The sequence below is a fragment of the Chitinophaga sancti genome, from assembly GCF_034424315.1.
Taxonomy (GTDB): Bacteria; Bacteroidota; Bacteroidia; order Chitinophagales; family Chitinophagaceae; genus Chitinophaga; species Chitinophaga sancti.
Genome location: NZ_CP139972.1, coordinates 5235142 through 5256152 on the forward strand (window position 1 = coordinate 5235142; position 21011 = coordinate 5256152).

General features: G+C 45.3%; 20 protein-coding genes. 11 read left to right on the plus strand and 9 right to left on the minus strand.

Translation table 11 applies throughout. The features are described from left to right. The first annotated feature begins 360 nt into the window (after positions 1-360). Positions 361-1485: a radical SAM family heme chaperone HemW gene (gene hemW, locus U0033_RS20245; protein WP_072358539.1), complete on the plus strand. Its 1125-nt coding sequence runs from the start codon at positions 361-363 to the stop codon at positions 1483-1485. Positions 1486-1521: 36 nt separating this feature from the next. Here hemW and U0033_RS20250 read toward each other — a convergent pair whose 3' ends face one another. The 3 genes from U0033_RS20250 to U0033_RS20260 form a co-directional block, all read right to left on the minus strand. Then, positions 1522-2703, minus strand: a complete 1182-nt coding sequence (locus tag U0033_RS20250; RefSeq protein WP_083571415.1) for an aldose epimerase family protein — start codon at positions 2701-2703, stop codon at positions 1522-1524. A gap of 156 nt (positions 2704-2859) precedes the next feature. Continuing rightward, positions 2860-3834: a deoxyhypusine synthase family protein gene (locus U0033_RS20255; protein ID WP_072358541.1), complete on the minus strand. Its 975-nt coding sequence runs from the start codon at positions 3832-3834 to the stop codon at positions 2860-2862. A 130-nt stretch (positions 3835-3964) separates the two neighbouring features. Further along, positions 3965-4486: a hypothetical protein gene (locus tag U0033_RS20260; RefSeq protein WP_072358544.1), complete on the minus strand. Its 522-nt coding sequence runs from the start codon at positions 4484-4486 to the stop codon at positions 3965-3967. Between the two features lie 251 nt (positions 4487-4737). Here U0033_RS20260 and U0033_RS20265 point away from each other — a divergent pair, with 251 nt between their 5' ends. The 6 genes from U0033_RS20265 (at position 4738) to U0033_RS20290 (ending at position 9689) form a co-directional block, all read left to right on the plus strand. Further along, on the plus strand, positions 4738-5334 hold the full coding sequence (locus tag U0033_RS20265; RefSeq protein ID WP_072358546.1) for an acyl carrier protein phosphodiesterase: 597 nt from the start codon (positions 4738-4740) through the stop codon (positions 5332-5334). A 52-nt stretch (positions 5335-5386) separates the two neighbouring features. Continuing rightward, positions 5387-5980, plus strand: a complete 594-nt coding sequence (locus tag U0033_RS20270; RefSeq protein WP_072358548.1) for a DUF2911 domain-containing protein — start codon at positions 5387-5389, stop codon at positions 5978-5980. Between the two features lie 275 nt (positions 5981-6255). Beyond that, positions 6256-7395, plus strand: a complete 1140-nt coding sequence (locus tag U0033_RS20275) for a cystathionine gamma-synthase (RefSeq protein WP_072358550.1) — start codon at positions 6256-6258, stop codon at positions 7393-7395. A 132-nt stretch (positions 7396-7527) separates the two neighbouring features. Continuing rightward, positions 7528-8301: a TIGR02757 family protein gene (locus U0033_RS20280; RefSeq protein WP_072359047.1), complete on the plus strand. Its 774-nt coding sequence runs from the start codon at positions 7528-7530 to the stop codon at positions 8299-8301. A gap of 13 nt (positions 8302-8314) precedes the next feature. Then, complete coding sequence (locus tag U0033_RS20285; protein ID WP_143150655.1) at positions 8315-9280, plus strand: DUF6263 family protein; 966 nt, start codon at positions 8315-8317, stop codon at positions 9278-9280. Between the two features lie 79 nt (positions 9281-9359). After that, positions 9360-9689: a hypothetical protein gene (locus U0033_RS20290; RefSeq protein ID WP_072358554.1), complete on the plus strand. Its 330-nt coding sequence runs from the start codon at positions 9360-9362 to the stop codon at positions 9687-9689. Between the two features lies 1 nt (position 9690). Here the strand turns inward: U0033_RS20290 and U0033_RS20295 are convergent, their stop codons facing one another. Next, positions 9691-10353, minus strand: coding sequence for a sterol desaturase family protein (locus U0033_RS20295; RefSeq protein ID WP_072358556.1), 663 nt, complete (start codon positions 10351-10353; stop codon positions 9691-9693). A gap of 583 nt (positions 10354-10936) precedes the next feature. Between U0033_RS20295 and U0033_RS20300 the strand changes: the two genes are divergently transcribed. Together U0033_RS20300 and U0033_RS20305 are read left to right on the plus strand one after the other, a co-directional pair. Then, entirely contained in the window at positions 10937-11944 is a 1008-nt protein-coding gene (locus tag U0033_RS20300) for a fumarylacetoacetate hydrolase family protein (RefSeq protein ID WP_072359049.1), read from the plus strand. Continuing rightward, positions 11945-12823, plus strand: a complete 879-nt coding sequence (locus U0033_RS20305) for a flavin reductase family protein (RefSeq protein ID WP_072358558.1) — start codon at positions 11945-11947, stop codon at positions 12821-12823. Between the two features lie 102 nt (positions 12824-12925). Here U0033_RS20305 and U0033_RS20310 read toward each other — a convergent pair whose 3' ends face one another. Both U0033_RS20310 and U0033_RS20315 read right to left on the minus strand, forming a co-directional pair. Next, positions 12926-13675, minus strand: coding sequence for a DUF4197 domain-containing protein (locus tag U0033_RS20310; RefSeq protein WP_072358560.1), 750 nt, complete (start codon positions 13673-13675; stop codon positions 12926-12928). Between the two features lie 146 nt (positions 13676-13821). After that, positions 13822-14655, minus strand: a complete 834-nt coding sequence (locus U0033_RS20315; RefSeq protein ID WP_177318565.1) for a universal stress protein — start codon at positions 14653-14655, stop codon at positions 13822-13824. A 116-nt stretch (positions 14656-14771) separates the two neighbouring features. On the opposite strand from U0033_RS20315, the gene lysS reads away from it, so the two are divergent. Further along, positions 14772-16286, plus strand: a complete 1515-nt coding sequence (gene lysS, locus U0033_RS20320; RefSeq protein ID WP_072358564.1) for a lysine--tRNA ligase — start codon at positions 14772-14774, stop codon at positions 16284-16286. Between the two features lie 77 nt (positions 16287-16363). Beyond that, a complete protein-coding gene (locus U0033_RS20325; RefSeq protein WP_083571416.1) occupies positions 16364-18469 on the plus strand; it encodes a S9 family peptidase in 2106 nt (701 codons plus the stop codon). Between the two features lie 473 nt (positions 18470-18942). Here U0033_RS20325 and U0033_RS20330 read toward each other — a convergent pair whose 3' ends face one another. From U0033_RS20330 to U0033_RS20340, 3 genes are all read right to left on the minus strand, one after another. Beyond that, the gene (locus tag U0033_RS20330) at positions 18943-19281 is read right to left on the minus strand and encodes a tRNA-binding protein (RefSeq protein WP_072358566.1); all 339 of its coding nucleotides are present in this window, start codon (positions 19279-19281) and stop codon (positions 18943-18945) included. A gap of 350 nt (positions 19282-19631) precedes the next feature. Further along, a complete protein-coding gene (gene lptC / locus U0033_RS20335; protein ID WP_083571417.1) occupies positions 19632-20186 on the minus strand; it encodes an LPS export ABC transporter periplasmic protein LptC in 555 nt (184 codons plus the stop codon). A gap of 155 nt (positions 20187-20341) precedes the next feature. Continuing rightward, positions 20342-20977 (minus strand): LON peptidase substrate-binding domain-containing protein, encoded by a 636-nt coding sequence (locus tag U0033_RS20340; RefSeq protein WP_072358571.1) that lies wholly within the window; start codon positions 20975-20977, stop codon positions 20342-20344. Positions 20978-21011 lie beyond the last annotated feature (34 nt).

Here is a 21011-nt window from a genome sequence, read left to right on the forward strand (position 1 = left end):
TCAATAACAAGGCTGAGCCCGGAATGATCCGTACATAAGCCGTAGATATCCCGCCTCCTAAAAGATGCGGGTTATAGGCGGCTTATAGGCGGGATATAGGCGGGTTATCTGCGGGTTATCTCCCTTTTTGAATAGACGAGGGTCTAGTCCTATTATAGGTTTACACTTTGGTTAATTAATCCTCTTTGAAGTTTACAATGTTTGACTTCAATCCTGTTATCAGGTTACAGCTACCTTTTTTGTGGACCCGAAGCACTATGCTGCGACAAAAGGCTCTTCTTCAGCAAGCAGGGAACAAACTATTACACGACCGCGAAATGACTGTGCGCTAAATCGCGGATAAATGCCCACCTTTGCAGAATGGCGGGTATTTATTTGCATATTCCTTTTTGTAAGCAGGCTTGTTACTATTGCAATTTTCATTTCTCCACTTCTCTGGCGCAGCAGCCAGCAATTGTGACAGCACTGTTAAAGGAGATTGAGATCCGGAAAGATTATCTGTCTGGTGCCCCAATCAATACTATCTATTTTGGCGGTGGTACACCGAGTTTATTACCCGAAAAGGACCTGCTTCGATTACTGGAAGCCATCCACAGGAATTTTACTGTGAATACAGGTGCGGAAGTCACGCTGGAAGCGAATCCGGATGATCTTTCGCCTGATAAACTGCAGATGCTGCAAAAGGCAGGTGTGAACAGGCTGAGTATCGGTATTCAGTCATTTCATGAGGAGGATCTGAAATGGATGCATAGAGCGCATAATGCCCTGCAGGCTAAAGATAGTATTCTACATGCGCAGGATGCGGGCTTTGAGAATATAACAATTGACCTGATATACGGTGGCCCCACGCTAACAGATGCCGGCTGGGAGTATAATGTGCAGCAGGCATTAGAATTAGGCGTACCGCATCTTTCCTGTTATGCCTTGACGGTGGAACCGGGTACTGCGCTGGATCATTTTATTAAAAAGAAGAAGATGCCTGCGGTAGATGCTGATAAAGCTGCACGACATTTTGAGCAGTTATTGAAATGGACAGGAGATGCCGGGTATGAGCAATATGAGATTTCGAATTTTGCGTTAACAGGATGGCATTCAAGGCATAACAGCAGTTACTGGCAGGGTGCTTCTTACCTGGGATTAGGTCCGTCTGCCCATAGTTTTGATACACAGTCCAGGCAGTGGAATGTGGCGAATAATGCGCTGTATATAAAGAGCCTGGAGAAGGGGGAATTAAATTTCGGGCGGGAAGAGTTGACACCGGTGATGATGTTAAACGAATACCTGATGACGGCTTTAAGAACTTCGGCAGGGTGTGATCTGGCAGTAGTGGCAGAGAGGTTCGGGAATGATAAAAAAGAAAAAATACTAAAAGAAAGCACAAAGTATTTGCAGAAAGGCTGGATGCGGCAGGAAGGGGAGAAGCTAATATTAACGCCCGAAGGAAGGCTTTTTGCAGATGGTATCGCCTCCGGGCTATTCTTTTAAAAGAACGCCCCCCACAGGGTGGGGGGCGGAAAAGATTTATTTCACTCCAAATTTGTAAATACACTCAGAAGTATAAGTCTCACCTGGTTTCAGCACCACACTTGGGAAACCTGGCTTGTTTGGAGAATCAGGATAATGCTGTGTTTCCAGCGCAAATGCTTCGCGATGGCCATAAGTCTTACCATCCTTACCCTTATCTGTACCATCCAGGAAATTACCACCATAGAACTGGATACCCGGCTCAGTTGTCCATACTTCTAAAGTACGGCCACTTTTAGGCTCTTCTACTTTCGCTGCCAGAGACAGTTCATTACCCTTCTTATTCAGCACATAGTTATGATCATAACCTTTACCAAATTTCAGCTGCTCAAAATCAGCGTCTACTCTCTCACCAATCTTGGTAGGTGTAGTGAAATCCATTGGTGTACCTTTCACTGCTTCTAACTTACCGGTAGTGATCAGCGTACTGTCTACAGGTGTAAATTTATCAGCATTGATCATCATGATGTGATCATTGATAGTACCATTACCAGCACCTGCCAGGTTAAAGAAAGAGTGGTTAGTTAAGTTAACAACTGTTGCTTTATCTGTGGTCGCTGAATAATCAATTTTCAGTTCATTGCTGTCAGTCAGTGTATAGGTAAGCGTTACAGCCAGGTTACCAGGATAACCTTCTTCACCATCTTTTGACAGGTAGTGCAGTTTCAGTGTGTTAGGCGCTGTTTGTTCAGCATCCCATACCACATCATTGAAACCCTTTTTACCACCATGCAAATGGTTCTGACCATTGTTGGTAGCCAGTGTATATTCCTTACCGTCCAGTTTAAATTTACCCTTCGCAATACGGTTGCCATAGCGGCCTACGATCCCACCATAGTATCTTTCTTTGGTAGTCACATAGCGGGAGATATTGTCATATCCCAGTTCCACGTCTTCCAGCTTACCCGATTTATCAGGAGCCAGCAGGCTTACGATTTTAGCGCCATAGTTTGTAATGGCAACCTGCACATTACCTTTACTTTTCAGGTAATACAATTTTGTCTGTTTACCGTCTACTGTGCTGTCAAAAGGGGCAGCGGGTATCTTCCCTTCGATTGAAAGGCTGTCTTGAGTGGTCTGCATACTGTCTACTGAATTATTATTGGATTTTGTACCTGACTGGCAGGCGCTTAAGCTAACAGCGGCTGCCACCGTGAGTAGTGGAATAATGTTTTTCATGCATTGGAAGTTATAAGGGTACAATATACGCTTTTCTGAATTACGAGGTATTTACTCATGGCGAAAAAAAAGCGTTTACCTACGGTAAACGCTTTTTTTTCGGGGATGTGGCCTGCGGCCGGCAAGCACCCGGATGCCTTTTTGCTTTCGTAGTAATTACCAACCCAGCAAATATGAGAATATCAGCGGAGCTACAATCGTAGCATCAGATTCCACGATAAATTTCGGTGTATTGATATCCAGTTTACCCCATGTAATCTTCTCATTAGGTACAGCACCTGAGTAAGAACCATAAGAGGTAGTAGAATCAGAGATCTGGCAGAAATAGCCCCAGAATGGAACATCATGCCATTCCAGATCCTGGTACATCATTGGCACCACGCAGATCGGGAAGTCACCCGCGATACCACCACCAATCTGGAAGAAGCCAACGCCTTTACCACCAGAATTGTGTTTGTACCAGTCTGCCAGCCAGATCATGTATTCGATACCACTCTTCATGGTAGAAGGCTTCAGTTCGCCCTTAATACAGTAAGAAGCGAAGATATTACCCATAGTGCTATCTTCCCATCCTGGTACTACGATAGGAATATTCTTTTCAGCAGCAGCGAGCATCCAGCTATGCTTCGGATCGATCTCGTAATGTTCTTTCATCACACCACTCAGCAGCAGCTTGTACATATATTCGTGTGGGAAATAGCGCTCACCTTTATCTTCTGCGTCTTTCCAGATCTTGTAGATATGTTCCTGGATACGGCGGAAAGCTTCTTCTTCAGGAATACAGGTATCAGTTACACGGTTAAAGCCATCCTGCAGCAAATCCCACTCTTCCTGAGGGCTCAGGTCACGGTAGTGAGGTACTCTCTTGTAGTGAGTATGAGCAACGAGGTTCATGATATCTTCTTCCAGATTCGCCCCGGTGCAGGAGATGATGTCCACTTTCCCCTGACGGATCATTTCCGCGAAGGAGATACCCAACTCGGCGGTGCTCATTGCACCCGCCAGAGATACCAGCATTTTGCCCCCTTCCAGTAAGTGAGCTTCATATCCTTTAGCAGCATCCACCAGTGCAGCCGCATTAAAGTGGCGATAGTGATGCTGGATAAATTGAGAAATTGGACCTTTGTTCATTTCCGTTGTTGAATAAGTTTAAATCTTGAAACAGAAGGGCAAAGGTAAGGAATGCCAATAAAAAAACCGGGGCAATAAATACCCCGGTTTCCAAAAATTAACAATAGTCTTCTCTAACTTAAAAAGCAACTTAGGCCTTCTTCATGCGTTGGTGTACGCTCAGGTCGCCGTTTGCACTTGCTTTGATCACCTTCCAGGTATTGCTACCTTCCAGTGTTACATAATACGCTGTAGCTCCCTCAATCTGGAACTCCACTACCCAGCGGATAGCTTCGTTAGGATAACGCTGCGCCAGCTTTGTAGATACCGCCAGTGGCAGGTTTACAACGTCCACATAACGACGCGTAGCCAGCAAATGGCCCTCTCCATCAAAGTAAGCGGTAATGTTATGCTCATTCAGCGTGAAACGCGCCATAAAGGTCTTGTTGTCATCGCTATACCATTTGATGCCGGAAGCTCCGGTAAACTCTTTCTCCATTGCAGTCTTTAGTGTGCTGGAAGCTTCAAGCTCCTTGGCACCTGTACCAGCAAAGGAATAAACCGAGGTAAATACAGCTATTGCTACCAGGAGCAACAGCTTTTTGAAACGGCCAAAAGGCCTTACACCCACAGGTGCAATGTGGTTACTGATTTTTGAACTGAATTGTTTCATGGCGGAAACTTTTTTGTTTGATGAATCAAAGGTACGTGCTTCCAGGTAGGTAGGTCAAGGCTTTTGTTACAAGTGGAGACCCACTGGATAAGATGTGCGCAATCTCCTGTAATAATGGGGCTATACTCCTTTTCCGGACACGATATACAAGCTTTACCACTGAAGAGTTGCACTGGATGAAGGAAAGTTGCAGGCTCCTACGTTAAGCTTTTGTTAAACTGGACAAGGAAAATAAAATCTATCTTCGCTATATGAATTTTCTCGCCCATGCATATTTATCATATCACCAGCCTTCTATCACTATTGGCAATATGATTGCCGATTTCGTGAAAGGAAAGCACTGGCAGGATTATGATGCCGGTATTCAAAAGGGCATTCGATTACACAGGCTCATTGATGCTTTCACCGATACACATCCCGCTACACTGGAAGCCAAGAGAATCTTTCAGCCGGGTTGTGGTAAATACAGCGCCGTATTCATCGACATCGCCTACGACCATTTCCTCGCCAATGATGCAACCCGTTTTCCGGACGATAGTCTGGCCACCTTTGCACAGGAAGTATACACGTCGCTGCAGCAACACCATCAAATATTACCACCGGGTTTCCAGGAAATATTCAGATACATGAAGGAACAAAACTGGTTGTATGGCTATCGCCTGAATGATGGTATGTACAAGACCTTCAGTGGTATTGTCAGAAGAAGCCGTTATCTCGATGTTTCTGCCGATGTACCCTTTGCCGCTTTCGAAGAAAATTACGATGCGCTCTCTGCCAGCTATCAGACTTTTTTCCCTGACCTTGTCACCTTTGTGCAAAATGTACCAGGCGATCTCACATCTCTATAACTTTAGTCGTAGGTTTGTGCAACTATATTTTTTGAACAATTAAGACCTATTAATGAAGCAAGTATTCATCGCCGCATTGATTACCCTGTTTGGCTGCAGTGCTGTGTTTGCACAGGACAAGAAGTTACCACCACTGGATTCCAGCCCTATGGATATGGCGTATTACCCTGTAATGTATCCTTACGTTGTAAAAGTTAAAGGAGAACCCGGTACACTCGTTGCACGTGTAATCTATAGCCGGCCACAGAAGAAAGGAAGAAAGATCTTTGGTGACCTGGAACCATATGGAGAACTCTATCGCCTTGGTGCCAACGAAGCAACAGAAGTGGAATTCTACCGCCCGGTGTCAATCGGAGGCAAACTGGTGCCTAAAGGCCGCTATACCATGTATGCCATTCCGAACGAAACTAAGTGGACCATCATCATCAACAGGGATACGGATGTTTGGGGCGCATTCAAATACAGTGAATCAAAAGATGTGGTGAGAACAGAGATACCTGTAACCAAAATGGATACGCCGGTAGAACCTTTTACCATGGTATTTGAAAAAGCTGATCATGGTGCAAACCTGATCATTGCATGGGATGTAGTAAGTGTGAGCCTGCCCGTGAAGTTTAGTAATACAACAGCTCCTGTTAAAAAATAAAAGGCGGTAAGAATACCGCCCACGAATTTTAACCATATCCTATGAAAAACCTGTTCCAAAATTAGCCTGAAATACCGCGGGAATACTACGGTATCAGCCCAACGTGAGAAAATAGTTCGTGAACGTAGCGAATTCAGCCGTGTAGCTCCCTCAGAAAAGCTATTTTTGACTACAACTACTTTCATTATACGTAGTTCTACGCATTTTGCCGTTTGTGGGATGTACGGAGGATCGTACCTTTGGTCCTTTCCTAATAATCACTAAATCTTACAGGCATGAAGCTGGGAACTAAACTCATTCACGCGGGTGTAACGCCGGATCCATCCACCGGTGCCATTATGACCCCCATATTTCAGACCTCCACGTATGTTCAAAGCGCCCCTGGCCAGCACAAAGGCTATGAGTATGCCCGTACCCAGAACCCTACCCGCGATGCCCTGCAAAATGCACTGGCAGCCATAGAAAATGGGAAATTCGGTATCTCCTTCGGTAGTGGTCTGGCCGCTACAGATGCAGTGATGAAACTCCTGAACCCCGGAGATGAAGTCATTGCCAGCAACGACCTTTATGGTGGCACCTATCGCATCTTTACTAAAATATTTGAGCGCTATGGCATCAAATTTCATTTCGCAGGCATGCAGGATGCACAGAACATCCGCAATTATATCAATGCCAATACAAAGCTGATCTGGATAGAAACACCTACCAATCCGCTGCTCAACATTATCGATATTGCCGCCTGTGCACAAATTGCCGGCGAACATAATTTACTCCTGGCGGTCGATAACACCTTCGCCTCTCCCTACCTCCAGAATCCACTGGATCTGGGTGCTAACATCGTAGTCCATTCTGCCACCAAATACCTGGGTGGCCACAGCGATGTCGTACATGGCGCTATCATCGTAAAAGATGAAGAACTCGCCAAACAGTTATATTTCATACAAAACAGCTGCGGGGCAGTACCCGGCCCACAGGACTGCTTCCTGGTACTGCGAGGTCTGAAAACCCTGCATGTGCGCATGCAAAGGCATTGTGAAAACGGCGCCGCTGTTGCACACTTCCTTCGCCAGCACGCCAAAGTAGAAAAGGTATACTGGTGTGGCTTTCAGGACCATCCCAATCACGATATTGCTAAAAAACAGATGCGTGGCTATGGTGGCATGATCTCCTTCACCCTGAAAGACGATAGTATCGAAGCTGCCACGAAAGTGCTGAGCGGTACACACCTTTTTTCCCTGGCAGAATCGCTGGGAGGGGTGGAGTCACTGATAGGCCACCCGGCTTCTATGACCCATGCATCGATTCCCCGCGAAGAACGCATTAGCAACGGTTTGGTAGATTCGCTGATCCGACTGAGCGTAGGTATCGAAGATGCTGATGACCTGATCGCCGACCTGTCGAAAGCTATCGGATAATAGCAAACGCTTCTGCCGCTGGCAGAAGCGTTTGTTTTTTTGGGACATCCGTTTTCACAATTTTACTTATTTTCAATGCGTCATGCTGCAATATTATGCCGGCCTACAGACACACCTAACCGAATGACCACCATGAAATTCCAGCAACTGAAGGCGTTTTTGGATACCAAAGCGGCGTATTATAATACGCCCGATTTTATAAGCGGCGATCCCATTACGATCCCTCACAGGTTTTCCAAATTACAGGATATCGAAATCGCAGGGCTTTTTGCTGCAATACTTGCCTGGGGCAACCGGACCACCATTATCAATAAATGCACAGAACTGATGAAGCTGATGGACAATGAGCCTTACGACTTCATCAAAAACCACCAACCCAGAGAACGAATGAAACTCATGCAGTTCTGCCACCGAACCTTCAATGGAGTAGACCTGCTCTACTTTGTCGAGTTCCTGCAGCACTATTATGGCAACGTTACTTCCCTGGAATTTGCCTTTAGCGGCCACCTGACCCCTAAAGACCAAAATATCGAAAAAGCCCTCATCGGGTTTCATAAAATATTCTTCGCCATGGAGCACCCGGAAAGGACCCGGAAACATATTTCCACCCCTGCCCGGAACTCCGCTTGTAAGCGCCTGAACATGTATTTACGCTGGATGGTTAGAAAAGATGAAAATGGCGTGGATTTTGGACTATGGAAGCACATCAGCCCTTCACAACTGGTATGCCCTGTAGATGTGCATGTGGGCAGAGTCGCTACCAGGCTGGGATTGATCTCTGCAGCCAAGGCAGATTGGCGCACAGCGCTGGATCTGACCGAAAAGCTGCGGCAGCTGGATCCTGAAGACCCCGCCAAATACGATTTCGCGTTGTTTGGCCTCGGCGTCATTGAAAAATATGTTTAATAAATATAGCGTAATGATGAAGCGATTTTTTGTGTCAATGGCCCTGGGCACCACCCTGGCCTTGCCGGCATTTGCACAACAACAACAGGATGATAAAAGAGACTATGTAGACCTGAGCTACAATTTTCTCAAAGGTCAGCAGTTCGAACTGAAACAGGAAAGCCGCAGCGAAACCTATACGACAGTTGATGATATCATGCAACGCGTAACCCGCGACTTCAATAATACCATTGCTATCGAGGTAACCGAAACATCGGATGGCCACGCCACCCTGACTTTCAGATATAAAGAGCTGAAGTTCAATTTCAATGCACGTAACCAGAACATCCTGGTGGATGCAGCCGTGCCTAACGAAAAAGAACCCTTTCAGGCTGCCCTGAAAAGTATTATCGATCAGCCATTCTCTGTCGATATCTCCTCCTCCGGATATATCAACAAAGTAATGGGCCTGGATGATATGCTGGATAAAGCATCTGCTACCTTCTCCAATCTGAAATCAGATGAGCAGACGGCCTATAAAAAGCTCATGAAAGACCAGTTTGGCACCAATGCATTCCATACCTGGCTGGAACAATTGCTGGTGATCTATCCTGTACGCAGTATCAAAACCGGTACCCGCTGGGAAGAAAATGTACCTATCCGCACCGGACTGGTTGGTGATATTTCACTCTACTGGAACCTGCAGACATGGGATGCACAGACCGCCAAGATCAATGGTACAGGTAAAGTGGTGACAAATAAAGTGGAGACTTTTACTACTGACGACGGCATTGTAGCAACTGCCGAGATCAATGGTGATATCATGACCAATTACCTGATTGATCGTACTTCAGGATTCCCCAGTATTGCTTCGCAGAATACTGAGATGAATGGTACATATACTTATAAGGCGAATAAAGCAAAGAAGATTAAGAGCGATGTGAAAGTGCCTGTAAGGATTGTAACGAATGCGTCTTACAAGATTAAAAGAATGAAATAAAACGCAGTGTCGATTTAAAAAAATAGCTGCTGCCTATGGCAGCAGCTATTTTTTTAAATCGAAATAAATTATAAATACAATGCAACAATTACTACCGGAAACAACACTACAAATCGCAGCAAATACCGCTCTTGCAATCCCGGATCATATCACCTACGAACAACTGGAATCACTATTAGCTGCAAGGCTGGAAACAATGATCAACGAAGACTTCCAGCAATTCGTACTACTCCTCTACAAAATCGATGTATCCGAAAATAAAGTAAGACAAATACTCGCTGACGACACCACAGCAGCTGTATATAAAAAAATTGCTGCCTTGCTCATAGAGCGTCAGCAGCAAAAAATTATATCCCGCAAAACCTTTACCAGACCAGCAAATGACGATGACGGGGAAGAAAGATGGTAAACTATTTATCAAACATCAGCTCACGTACCTTCGCTTTATCCTCCTTCTCTTTCTCCAGTTCAAATGATGTTCCGAACACCCAATCCCACAAAGAAGAACTCACCCCAAATCCTTTCTCCTCGGCCTTATAATGGTGCAAATGATGATTGCGCCATAATGGCTTCATAAACTTAAACGGTGGATTCCATGCATGAATTGCATAATGCATACTCCCATATATCAGGTAGCCTAACATAAATCCCGGAAAGAACATATACGTATACTGTCTCAGGAAAATATACTGAACACCAAAGATCGCTGATGCCAGTATCAAACTGGGCACAGGCGGCATAAACAATCGCTGCTTGTCGCGCGGATACTCATGGTGATTACCATGCATCACATATATAACACGCCTTATTTTCGGGCTCTCACTGCCGAAGTGAAACAAATACCGGTGCATGATATACTCAAAGAATGTCCAGAATAACATCGCACCAAAAAAGACCGTTAATACAGTAGTGATGTTAAATCCCAATGAGGTGTTGCTGTAATAAAGACTATACCCGATAATAGGTATGTACATACCCCATATTACCAATGGATGTGTTTTAGTGAGCATTTCTAAATAGCTGCTCTCAAATAACCTCGCCTGCCCTTTGTTCTTAATCTTATCAAACTTCATGACTCCCTTTAAATTTTTACAAATTGATAAAGCCTTCAATACTCCTTTAAATCTTCCTGTAAAATCATTCGCCAAAGTGCTAATGCACTAATATTATGCCGATCTTACCTGTGCTTTCCCGGTGTGATTATGAATAACTCCTGTACATTTTCTTACAGTAATTCATATTGATAAATTCTCTCACTTGTATACCTGAAAAGGAACTGTTCGTTTGCTTCACAATCGCCCCGAATCACACATAACGCCGCGCGAAACAAGTATTTCATCCGTCAAAAACCAATCAAACCAGCCCGGTTTATTAAAGATTATTACATATAAGAGCGACCCTTATTTATTATCCTTTAGGCGAAAACCCTAACATAGCAATTAGCATTTGTTGTTGTGTCATTATGTGGATTTGCTACCTCAGAAGGGTAGGGAACATCTATGTATACAGAAAACAATAGTTATTTGTTGTAATCTCAATTTCGATCTTCTCACTGAAATGAAATATCAGGCTTCGGGGGGTGATGAATAGCGCTACATTGCAACCATTAGAATGTATAAGTTATATTTACACATCATACAACCAGAACGTTATATTATGAAACTTGTTACTTACCTCCGGGAAGAGAGCGACCAGCTGGCCATTTTGGTAGACAATCAACTCTATAACACCCAGGACCTTCACCCCAATCTCCCCGGCAACATGCAGATGTTCCTGCTCATGTGGGAAGATGTGATCGACATTGCAAAAGAAGCCGATGCCCAGCTCAAAGCCGGCAAACACGTAGGCATAGCAAGCCCGATTCCGGTAGAAAGAGTGACACTGATGGCCCCTGTGCCATTTCCCAATTCCTGCCGGGATGCTTATGCATTCCGCCAGCACGTAGCCTCTGCACGCCGTAACCGCAGGGTACCCATGATTGAAGAATTCGACCAGTTCCCCGTATTTTACTTTACCAACCACAATGCGATCCAGGGTCCGGGCAATGTATACTGCATGCCCGATCACTTTGAAAAACTGGACTTTGAACTGGAAGCTGCCATCGTGATCTGCAAGGCAGGCCGTAATATTCCTGCCGAAGAAGCAGATGAATACATTGGCGGATACATGATCATGAATGACATGAGTGCACGTACCCTGCAAATGGATGAAATGAAACTGAATATGGGCCCCTGCAAAGGCAAAGACTTCAGCACCGTAATTGGCCCGATGCTGGTTACCCCCGATGAACTGGCCCCCCTGCTCACCGAGCCTAAACCAGGCCACACCGGCAAAGCTTTTAACCTGAAAATGACCTGCCATGTAAATGGGGTACAGGTCAGCGAAGGCAATCTGGCAGATATGGACTGGACCTTTGCCGAAATCATTCAACGCTGCTCTTACGGGGCGAACATCATGCCCGGCGATGTAATTGGCAGTGGCACTGTAGGTACCGGCTGTTTCCTGGAGCTAAACGGTACCGGTAAACTCAATAATCCTGAATATCCTGAACAATGGCTGCAGGAAGGTGATGTGGTAGAACTGGAAATAGAAGGCCTGGGAAAACTGAGCAACACCATCGTAGCAGAAGATTCAGATTTTTCGATCCTCAAACTGAAGAAATAAATGCAGATCATTCCCGGGCAGGTAAGCACCGCCGTACTGCAAGGATATTTACAGGGTGCAATCGCACCCAGGCCAATCTGTTTTGCAAGCACTGTCGATAAAGAGGGGAGACCTAATTTATCGCCTTTTAGCTTCTTTAATATTTTCGGTACCAATCCTGCAACACTCATCTTTTCACCTTCGCGCAGGGTGAGGGATAATACCACCAAACATACACTGGAGAACCTGTACGAGGTGAAAGAAGTGGTGATCAATATGGTGAATTATGCCATGGTTCAACAAACCTCTTTAGCCAGTTGCGAATACCCCAGAGAGATCAATGAATTTGAGAAAGCAGGATTCACTGCAATCGCATCTGAAAAGATAAGACCTTTCAGAGTGAAGGAAAGCCCGGTACAGATAGAATGTATCGTACGGCAGATCATTGAAACAGGTACAGAAGGTGGTGCGGGTAACCTGGTGATTTGTGAACCAGTCATGATCCACATCAGCGATGAAGTGCTGAATGAAAAAGGAGGGATCGATCCGCATAAACTGGATCTGGTAGCAAGAATGGGAGGGGATTATTATTGCAGGGCTTCCGGGGATGCGGTATTTGAAGTAGCAAAGCCAAATACAGCGCTGGGAATCGGCATTGATGCCCTGCCTTTGCATATCCGGAATAGCAGGATCCTGACCGGCAATCATTTAGGACAACTGGCAAATGTGCATGAGCACCCGGTGATAGATCCGGCATTTGAGGATGAGCATCTGAAGAATATTTTCCAGTACTACAGTATTACGCCCGATGAAATGGAAAGAGAGCTGCATGCCTACGCACTGCGACTATTAAACGAAGGCAAAGTTGCCGAAGCCTGGCAAATACTACTGGCAGTATAAGCTAATGTTGCTGAGGCCTTCAGCCGAGACATCTGCGATCAAAAGCCGAAACATTTGCGACCAAAAAATAAGGTTTGCCAGAGGCAAACCTTATTTTTTGCTTTATTTTGAAGTGACACTACCAAACACTTTCTTCAGCAACTCCGTAGTCCTCGCCGCAGGATTTGCCCTGATATTCTTCTCCTCCACCTTAATCTGATCAAACAGCGCATTCACTGCCATACCCGTCACATAATCCTGCAGATCAGGATTCACTTTATTAAAAGTAGTCGGCAGCTTATTGTAGCTGGTTACAATATTTCCATAATACTTAGTGGCACTGGTACTATCCAGCGCACCTTTCACCACAGGAGAAAACGCAGCCTTCAGCTTTGCAGTCGTCTTATTCTTGAAGTAAACAGTAGCAGAACTGTCAGAACCCTTCAACAGGTTTAACGCATCCGTAATCGTCATTTCCTTAATTGCATCCACAAAAATAGGTGCTGCAAAACCTACCGCTTTTTCAGCTGCGCGGTTGATAGACAAGATCGCTTTATCCACCTGGCTGCCCAGACCTACACTTCTCAATGTATTGCCGATCTTCACTGCATCAGGAGGTAATAACAGCTTATACACTTCACTACCAAAGAAACCATCTGTCTTATTCAGCGAAGCAATACCTTTTGCTACCCCATTTGACAATGCCTCCTTGATCGCATTCCCTGCATCTGTCTGTGAAACACCAGCAGTACTTCCAGTTGCGCCACTGGCGGCATTACTTACAGCTTTACTCAAATTCTTTAATAACTGGGCCTGTGATACCGTTCCCAAAGAAATACCAGCCAAAAACAGAAGACATAGTTTCTTAAACATATTGTTGAAGTTGTGGTTTACATGCAAATTAATAACAATATTTAATCTACCAATTCAATTAGTGATGAAGGGTAGCTCTTCGCACAGCAGCCCCGGATCGCATGGCGACCCGGGGCTGCTACAGGCTATAAAAATAACGTATTTTCCTATTCGTGTATTGTCAGCAATGGAATATGACTGCGAAAAGCTAACTGTGTAGTCCGGCTTCTCCTGAACATACCTTCGAACAACCCATGTTTCCGGGGTATTATAAAGATCAGATCGACGCCCTCTTTCTCAGAAAATTCCATAATACCATCCGCTACATTCTCATTGTCTACAAAATGATAAATTGGATGATACCCTTCAAGCAGGGTATCCAGCAGCAAACTCTCCATAGGCGTTTCGCCTGCCAGCCCCTTCCCGGAGTGATCAATATTCAATACATGCAGCGCTGCATTAAATAGCCTGAGCAAGCTTTTGAGCGGCCCAATGGGCGTATTTTCCCCTATGTGTTTAAAATCGCAGGCAAATACAATCTTCCGGATCGGGTGGTACACTGCATCTGCAGGCACAATAATCACCGGGCAAGCCGTATGCTTTGCCACATCTACCGAATTGGAACCAATCAGGATCTCTTCGAAATGGCTGCCACCTTCTGTACCCATCACGATCAGATCTGCCTGCTGCTCCTGGCAAAATCCATCAATATTTGCTGCCAGCAGATGATTTTCTGCTTTCAGATCCAGTACTACATTGGCAGGAACATCTGTAGCCAGCTCATTTCTCATCTTTTCCAGGCCCTCCTGGCTGGCCAGCTTCAATTCCCCGGAATCTACCATCGGAATAGCCGAAGGCATATCCGGTACCGGCACTACCAGCTCATAAGCATGGTACAGGACCACCCGGGTAGCCCCCATTTGCCCTGCCAGCCCCAGCGCATAGCGGGCGGCATTATATGCTGCTGCTGAAAAGTCCGTAGGCACAATAATAGTTTTCATCTGATTACTGTTTTTATGTGTGGAATATGTAGAACCTATGGAATTAAGAGAAAAATTAATGCCAAAGGGGAGAAAACGATTATTTTTGCACTCCATTATTGTAATTCAGTATTTACATGACATCACTATCTGAGCAAGAGATTATTCGCAGGGAGAAACTGCAGGAACTGGAAAATGCGGGCATCAACCCCTATCCAGCGGAAGAATACCCAGTAAACAATACTGCCGCTAACATCAAGGCAGTATATAGTGAAGAAACCAAAGACCAACTGCAAAACATTTGCGTTGCAGGCCGTGTTATGAAGAAACGTGACATGGGGAAGGCGGCTTTCATCAGCCTCCAGGACCATACTGGCGCTATTCAGCTTTATATTCGCCGCGATGACATCTGCCCTGGTGAGGATAAGACCATGTTCGATACTGTTTTCAAAAAGCTGATCGACCTGGGAGATATTCTAGGCGCAAAAGGATATGCTTTTGTGACCAAAACCGGCGAATTATCTATCCACGTAACACAACTGGATTTTCTCGCCAAATCTCTGCGCGTACTGCCAAATGTAGCTGAAAAAGACGGTGAAACCTTCGATGCTGTAACTGATCCTGAATTCAGGTACCGCCAGCGCTATGTAGACCTGATCATCAACCCTGGTGTAAAGGATACGTTCATCAAGCGTACAAAGATCATGCAGACCATCCGTGATTTCTACAACGACCTGGGTTACCTGGAAGTAGAAACACCGATCCTCCAGCCAATCCCTGGTGGTGCCACTGCACGTCCGTTCAAGACACATCACAATGCACTGGATATTCCATTATACATGCGTATTGCCAATGAGCTGTACCTGAAACGCCTGATCGTAGGTGGTTTCGATGGGGTGTACGAATTTGCCAAAGACTTCCGCAACGAAGGGATGGACCGTACCCACAACCCGGAATTTACCGTAATGGAAATGTACGCCGCTTATAAAGACTATGAGTGGATGATGCGTACCACCGAAACCCTGCTGGAAAAGATCGCCCTCACCCTGCACGGTACCACCCAGGTACAGGTAGGAGAAAAGGTGATCGACTTCAAAGCTCCTTTCAAACGTATCAGCATGTATGATGCGATTAAGGAACATACCGGCATCGACATCTCCGAAATGGATGAAGCGCAACTGCGTGACACCTGTAAGCAACTGGGTATCAGCGTAGCACCTAGTATGGGTAAGGGTAAACTGATCGACGAGATCTTTGGTGAAAAAGCTGAGCACAACTATGTACAGCCTACCTTCATCATCGACTATCCGGTGGAAATGAGCCCACTCACCAAGAAACACCGCAGCAAACCAGGTCTGGTAGAACGCTTTGAACTGATGGTAAACGGTAAGGAACTCGCAAACGCTTACAGCGAGCTGAATGACCCTATCGATCAGCGCCAGCGCTTCGAAGATCAGGTGAAACTGATGGAAAGAGGTGATGACGAAGCGATGTACATCGACTACGACTTCCTCCGTGCCCTGGAATATGGTATGCCACCAACTTCCGGTATCGGTATTGGCATCGACCGTTTGACCATGATCATGACGAACAACCTGTCTATCCAGGATGTACTGTTCTTCCCACAAATGAAACCAGAGAGAGGCCAATAGACTTCTCTTTTCAACCTTATATCAAGAAAGATCCGGCTGTTACAGGCCGGATTTTTAATTTACAACAAATCCGATCTATGCAATTACGTCACGTCACCAGCTGCCTGGCAGCCCTGGGCCTTTTATCCGCGCCACTTTGTGCCCAGGACAAAAAAGATCTTACTTTCGACCAGATCTGGAAGAATGCCCCTTCCGGCATCACCCAGCCATTACCCAACATCAGTGGTTGGGCCGATGATACACACTATATCGAAGTACGCAATGGCAAATCTTACCAGGTAGATGTGAAAACGGGTGCCGCATCCGAATATTCCAAAGCCGGTATTTCTGTAGCTGTACAAAATCACGATATTATCTACACTGCTGCTGATGGTACAACCTCACAGCTCACCAACGATACGCTTACGGAGAAAAACCCGACCCTTTCTCCTGATGGAAAGTACGTAGCCTTCACCCGGCACAATGACCTCTACAGCGTGGAAATAGCCACTAAAAAAGAAACCCGCTATACCAGCGATGCCTCAGAGGTAGTGTACAATGGTTATGCCTCCTGGGTATACTACGAAGAAATCCTGGGCCGCCCCACCAGATACCGCGCATTCTGGTGGAGCCCCGACAGCAGGTACCTGGCCTATATGCGCTTCGACGACTCACAGGTACCCGTATTCCCCATTTACAGCGAAAAAGGACAGCATGGGTACACAGAAAATACCCGCTACCCAAAAGCCGGCGATAAAAACCCCGAAGTGAAAGTAGGAGTGGTGCCTGTATCCGGGGGAACCACTACCTGGGCAGCTTTTGATGAAAAAGCGGACCAGTACTTCGGTACACCATTCTGGACCAGCGACAATCACCTGTGGTTACAATGGATGAACAGAGGACAAGACAACCTGAAACTCTATGATATCAACCTGAGCACCGGCGCCAAAAAAGAAGTTTATGATGAAAAACAGGCAACCTGGATCGACTGGAAAGATGGTATGACCATCCTGGACAAAGGCAGGGGCTTCATCATAGAAAGCGATAAAACAGGCTGGTCACACCTCTATTGGTACAATATGGATGGCTCCCTGAAAAAACAACTGACCAGCGGCAACTGGACCGTGAACTATACCGTGGCCTTCGATGCCAAACAGGAAAATATCTACTTCGTAGCCCGCAAAGAAGCTTCTACCCGCACAGACCTCTATAAAGTAAATATGAATAGCGGCGCTATTACCCGCCTCACTTTCGGAGATTACTTTCATGCTACGGCAGTGAGCCCGCATGGTGATTATTTCATTAGCGCTTACTCCAACCTGGCTACCCCAACCCGCATAGCCCTGATGGACAATAAAGGCAAGGTAGTCCGAGAACTGGGAAACAGCAAAGGCGATCAGATAGCCAGTTATAACCTGGCCCTGCCTAAGTTAATGTCTTACACCACCCGCGATGGCTTAACCCTGCCCATGACAGTAACAATGCCCCTCCATATGCAGGAAGGCAAAAAGTACCCGGTGCTCATCAGCATCTATGGAGGCCCGAATGCCGGCACTGTATATGATCGCTGGAACCTGAATCTTACCTCACAGTGGTGGGCTGAAAAAGGCGTTATCCAGGTGGTAATTGATAACCGTAGCTCCGGTCAGCTGGGGAAAATGGGGATGAACTACATCCACCGCAAAACGGGCATCTATGAAATTGAGGATTATATGGATGCCACCAAATGGCTCCGTTCCCTGAATTATGTGGATACGAACAAGGTTTGCATTACCGGGGGCAGCTTTGGAGGTTATATGACCTGTATGGCCCTCACCTATGGCGCTTCAGTATTCAATTATGGAATGGCAAACTATTCCGTGACCGACTGGCAGCTCTACGATAGTCATTATACAGAAAGATATATGGATTCCCCGGCAGAGAACCCTGAAGGGTACCGGATCACCTCACCAATGCACTACCTGGACCGCTATAAGGGCTTAATCAGGATCACCCATGGTACCATGGACGATAATGTGCATATCCAGAATAGTATCCAGCTCGTCAATATGCTGGAAGACATGAATAAGCATTTTGAATTTATGGTGTACCCGGGAGAACGTCATGGGTGGAGAACCAGTATCAAGAATAGGCATAGTGATATGGAGATGTACCGGTTTATCTATCGCTATTTACTGGAAGAGCCGTTTCCGGCAGACTTATAAAAATAGAAACGGGGCTGCAAGACTACAGCCCCGAAAAATTTTAACCATATCTTTATTGAAAAACCTATACCAAAGGTGCACGTATTTTGAATACAGTCAAAACCCATTCTGGTGAATGCTATATTTTTGTTGGGGAACGTAATGAAAAGGAAGTTAAACGTAGCTGCTTCTGACAGCGAAAATCAGTTTTTGAGGGGTGAACGTGACAGATGAGCTGTTAATGGCAGCACCTGTCTTCAAAATAGAAGGGCGGTAAGAATACCGCCCTTGTAATAATTTTAACCATATCCTATGAAAAACCTAAGTCAAAGATATAGTCTACAAAACTGAGTTCTTCTCTCATTTCCGTGAACGTTATAAAATAGTTCGTAAAACGGTAAGAATGAAGTGGTCAGTCGATATATGATAAATAATATAATATTATTTAATTTTTAAATTGTAATTATTTTTAATTACTCTTCGGAACACCATCATTAGCCCACCTGCAGGCCATTCTGAACCATTCTGTCCGGCTGTAAAAGCACTACTTCTTTATCATTGCCTACCACACCTAATACCAAACACTCAGAAAAGAAATTGGCTACCTGCTTTACAGGGAAGTTCACTACAGCAACAATCTGTTTACCGATTAAGTCCTCTTCAGTATATAATTTGGTGATTTGAGCGGATGAACGCTTAATGCCCAGCTCAGGTCCGAAGTCAATTAATAGTTGATATGCCGGGTTCTTTGCCCTGGGAAAGTCGGCTACCTCTATAATAGTTCCTACCCGGATAACAACCTTTTCAAAATCCTGCCAGGTGATCTGCTCCATAATATTGTGGTATTGAAGCCTTAAGATAACAAAAAAGGCGGTAAGAGTACCGCCTGATAATTTAACCATATCCTATGAAAAACCTATTGTAAATATATATTGCCGGTTTTGTAGAAAAATCTGCCATTTGGTGAATGTTATATTTTTCCCTGTTAATGCAGGATTTAGAGATTTTGCGAACACATGCGAGAGTATCATTATATTATAAAATAGATCGCTGCATCCACATACTTAATGGCATGGTTCTTGCGTTTTTATAAGGACAAAATTTTAGGTTAAAAAATAGGTTAAAGCGAAACGGCCCATCATTGCATACGCAATGATGGGCCGTTATCGTTGTGGGAATATCCTTAATCAAGCATCGTAGTGTCCTGTACCACAAAAGGACCGGTAGGATGCATAATCGTATAATCTGTAAAATCCTGGTTGGAAATCAGGCCCGTACCATACAGGGTATCTGTAACCGTGCTGATCCTCACCCTGGTATTTGAAATAAACTGCTGCTTCTTGGAATCCCAGTTCAGCTCTTCGCAGTCCAGCCTTTCTCCTTTTTTGTTCACCACTACTACATGGTCTTTCAGGAAGATATTGGCATCGTTCTCAAAGTATTTGCCATAACGGGCTGTCAATGTGCTCTCTACACTCAGGGTATCGTTGTAAAACAATACTTTCAGCCCGTGATTGAACTCAACGTAGATAGGTGCCGCCAGGTGGCGAAGCATGGTAGGAGCTGTCAGATTGGCCTTTACGTGACCATTCTGACTGTACAGGGAGTTGATTTTCTTCCCTTCCTCTACAGCAGCGGCTTTTTTATCGAGGTTCATAACAGCCTGCATATCGTTCTCGCACGATACGGCAGCCAGCAAAACCCATAGAAACGCTAAACGCGTAATGATCTTCTTCATATAAGTACTTCGGGCGCAAAATTATGCAATTCCTGCATATGGGTCATGATGTAGTTGAAATGGCAATGGATCATCCTGAATTTATTTAAGCCGGTAGCGGGCCTTTTCCGAATGCAGGGGAGGCCGACAATCAAAAATTCAAACCGGAACCTGGCCTAAATATCACCTGCCGACAGGTTTCTAAAATGTCCGTTCAATTTTACCCTGTCCTTCAGCCGCTCCATTTCTGCCATCAACGGCACTACCTTTAGCAAATGCCGTTTCAGGTATTCCAGCCGCTGCAGTTCCTGGAACAGGTGCAGCAATTCATATTCCTCGTGCAGGGACAGGCCCGCATGATGCGCAATATCGTAGGAGAGGAGGTCTGCATCCTCCTTTTTAAAGCTTTTATTGACCTGCAACAGGTTATGCAGTTCCCTCAGTGCCAGTAATACCTGCTTTTGTAAACGTTCATTCAGGTTATACTGATTCTCAGGATAGTTAACAATGGCCCCCGTGTATAACTTGTCAGGAATGGTTTTGATCACCTCCAGTATACGAAACACTTTTGTACCGCTCGTCACCACGTCCAGCTCCCCGGTTTCGTAAGACTTCTCCACACGCACTACTTCTACCAGGGTACCGTACTCTACGATCTTATTGTCAATCACAGAAGGAATTCCAAAAGGCTTCTGCTCGGCTATACATTCCCTGATAAGCTGTTTATATCTCGGCTCGAATATATGCAGGTTCAGCTGCTCCTGAGGGTACACAACAATACCTAAGGGAAATATGGGAATGAAATTCGTCATGGTTTCTAAATTATAGAATATATATTTAACCCCC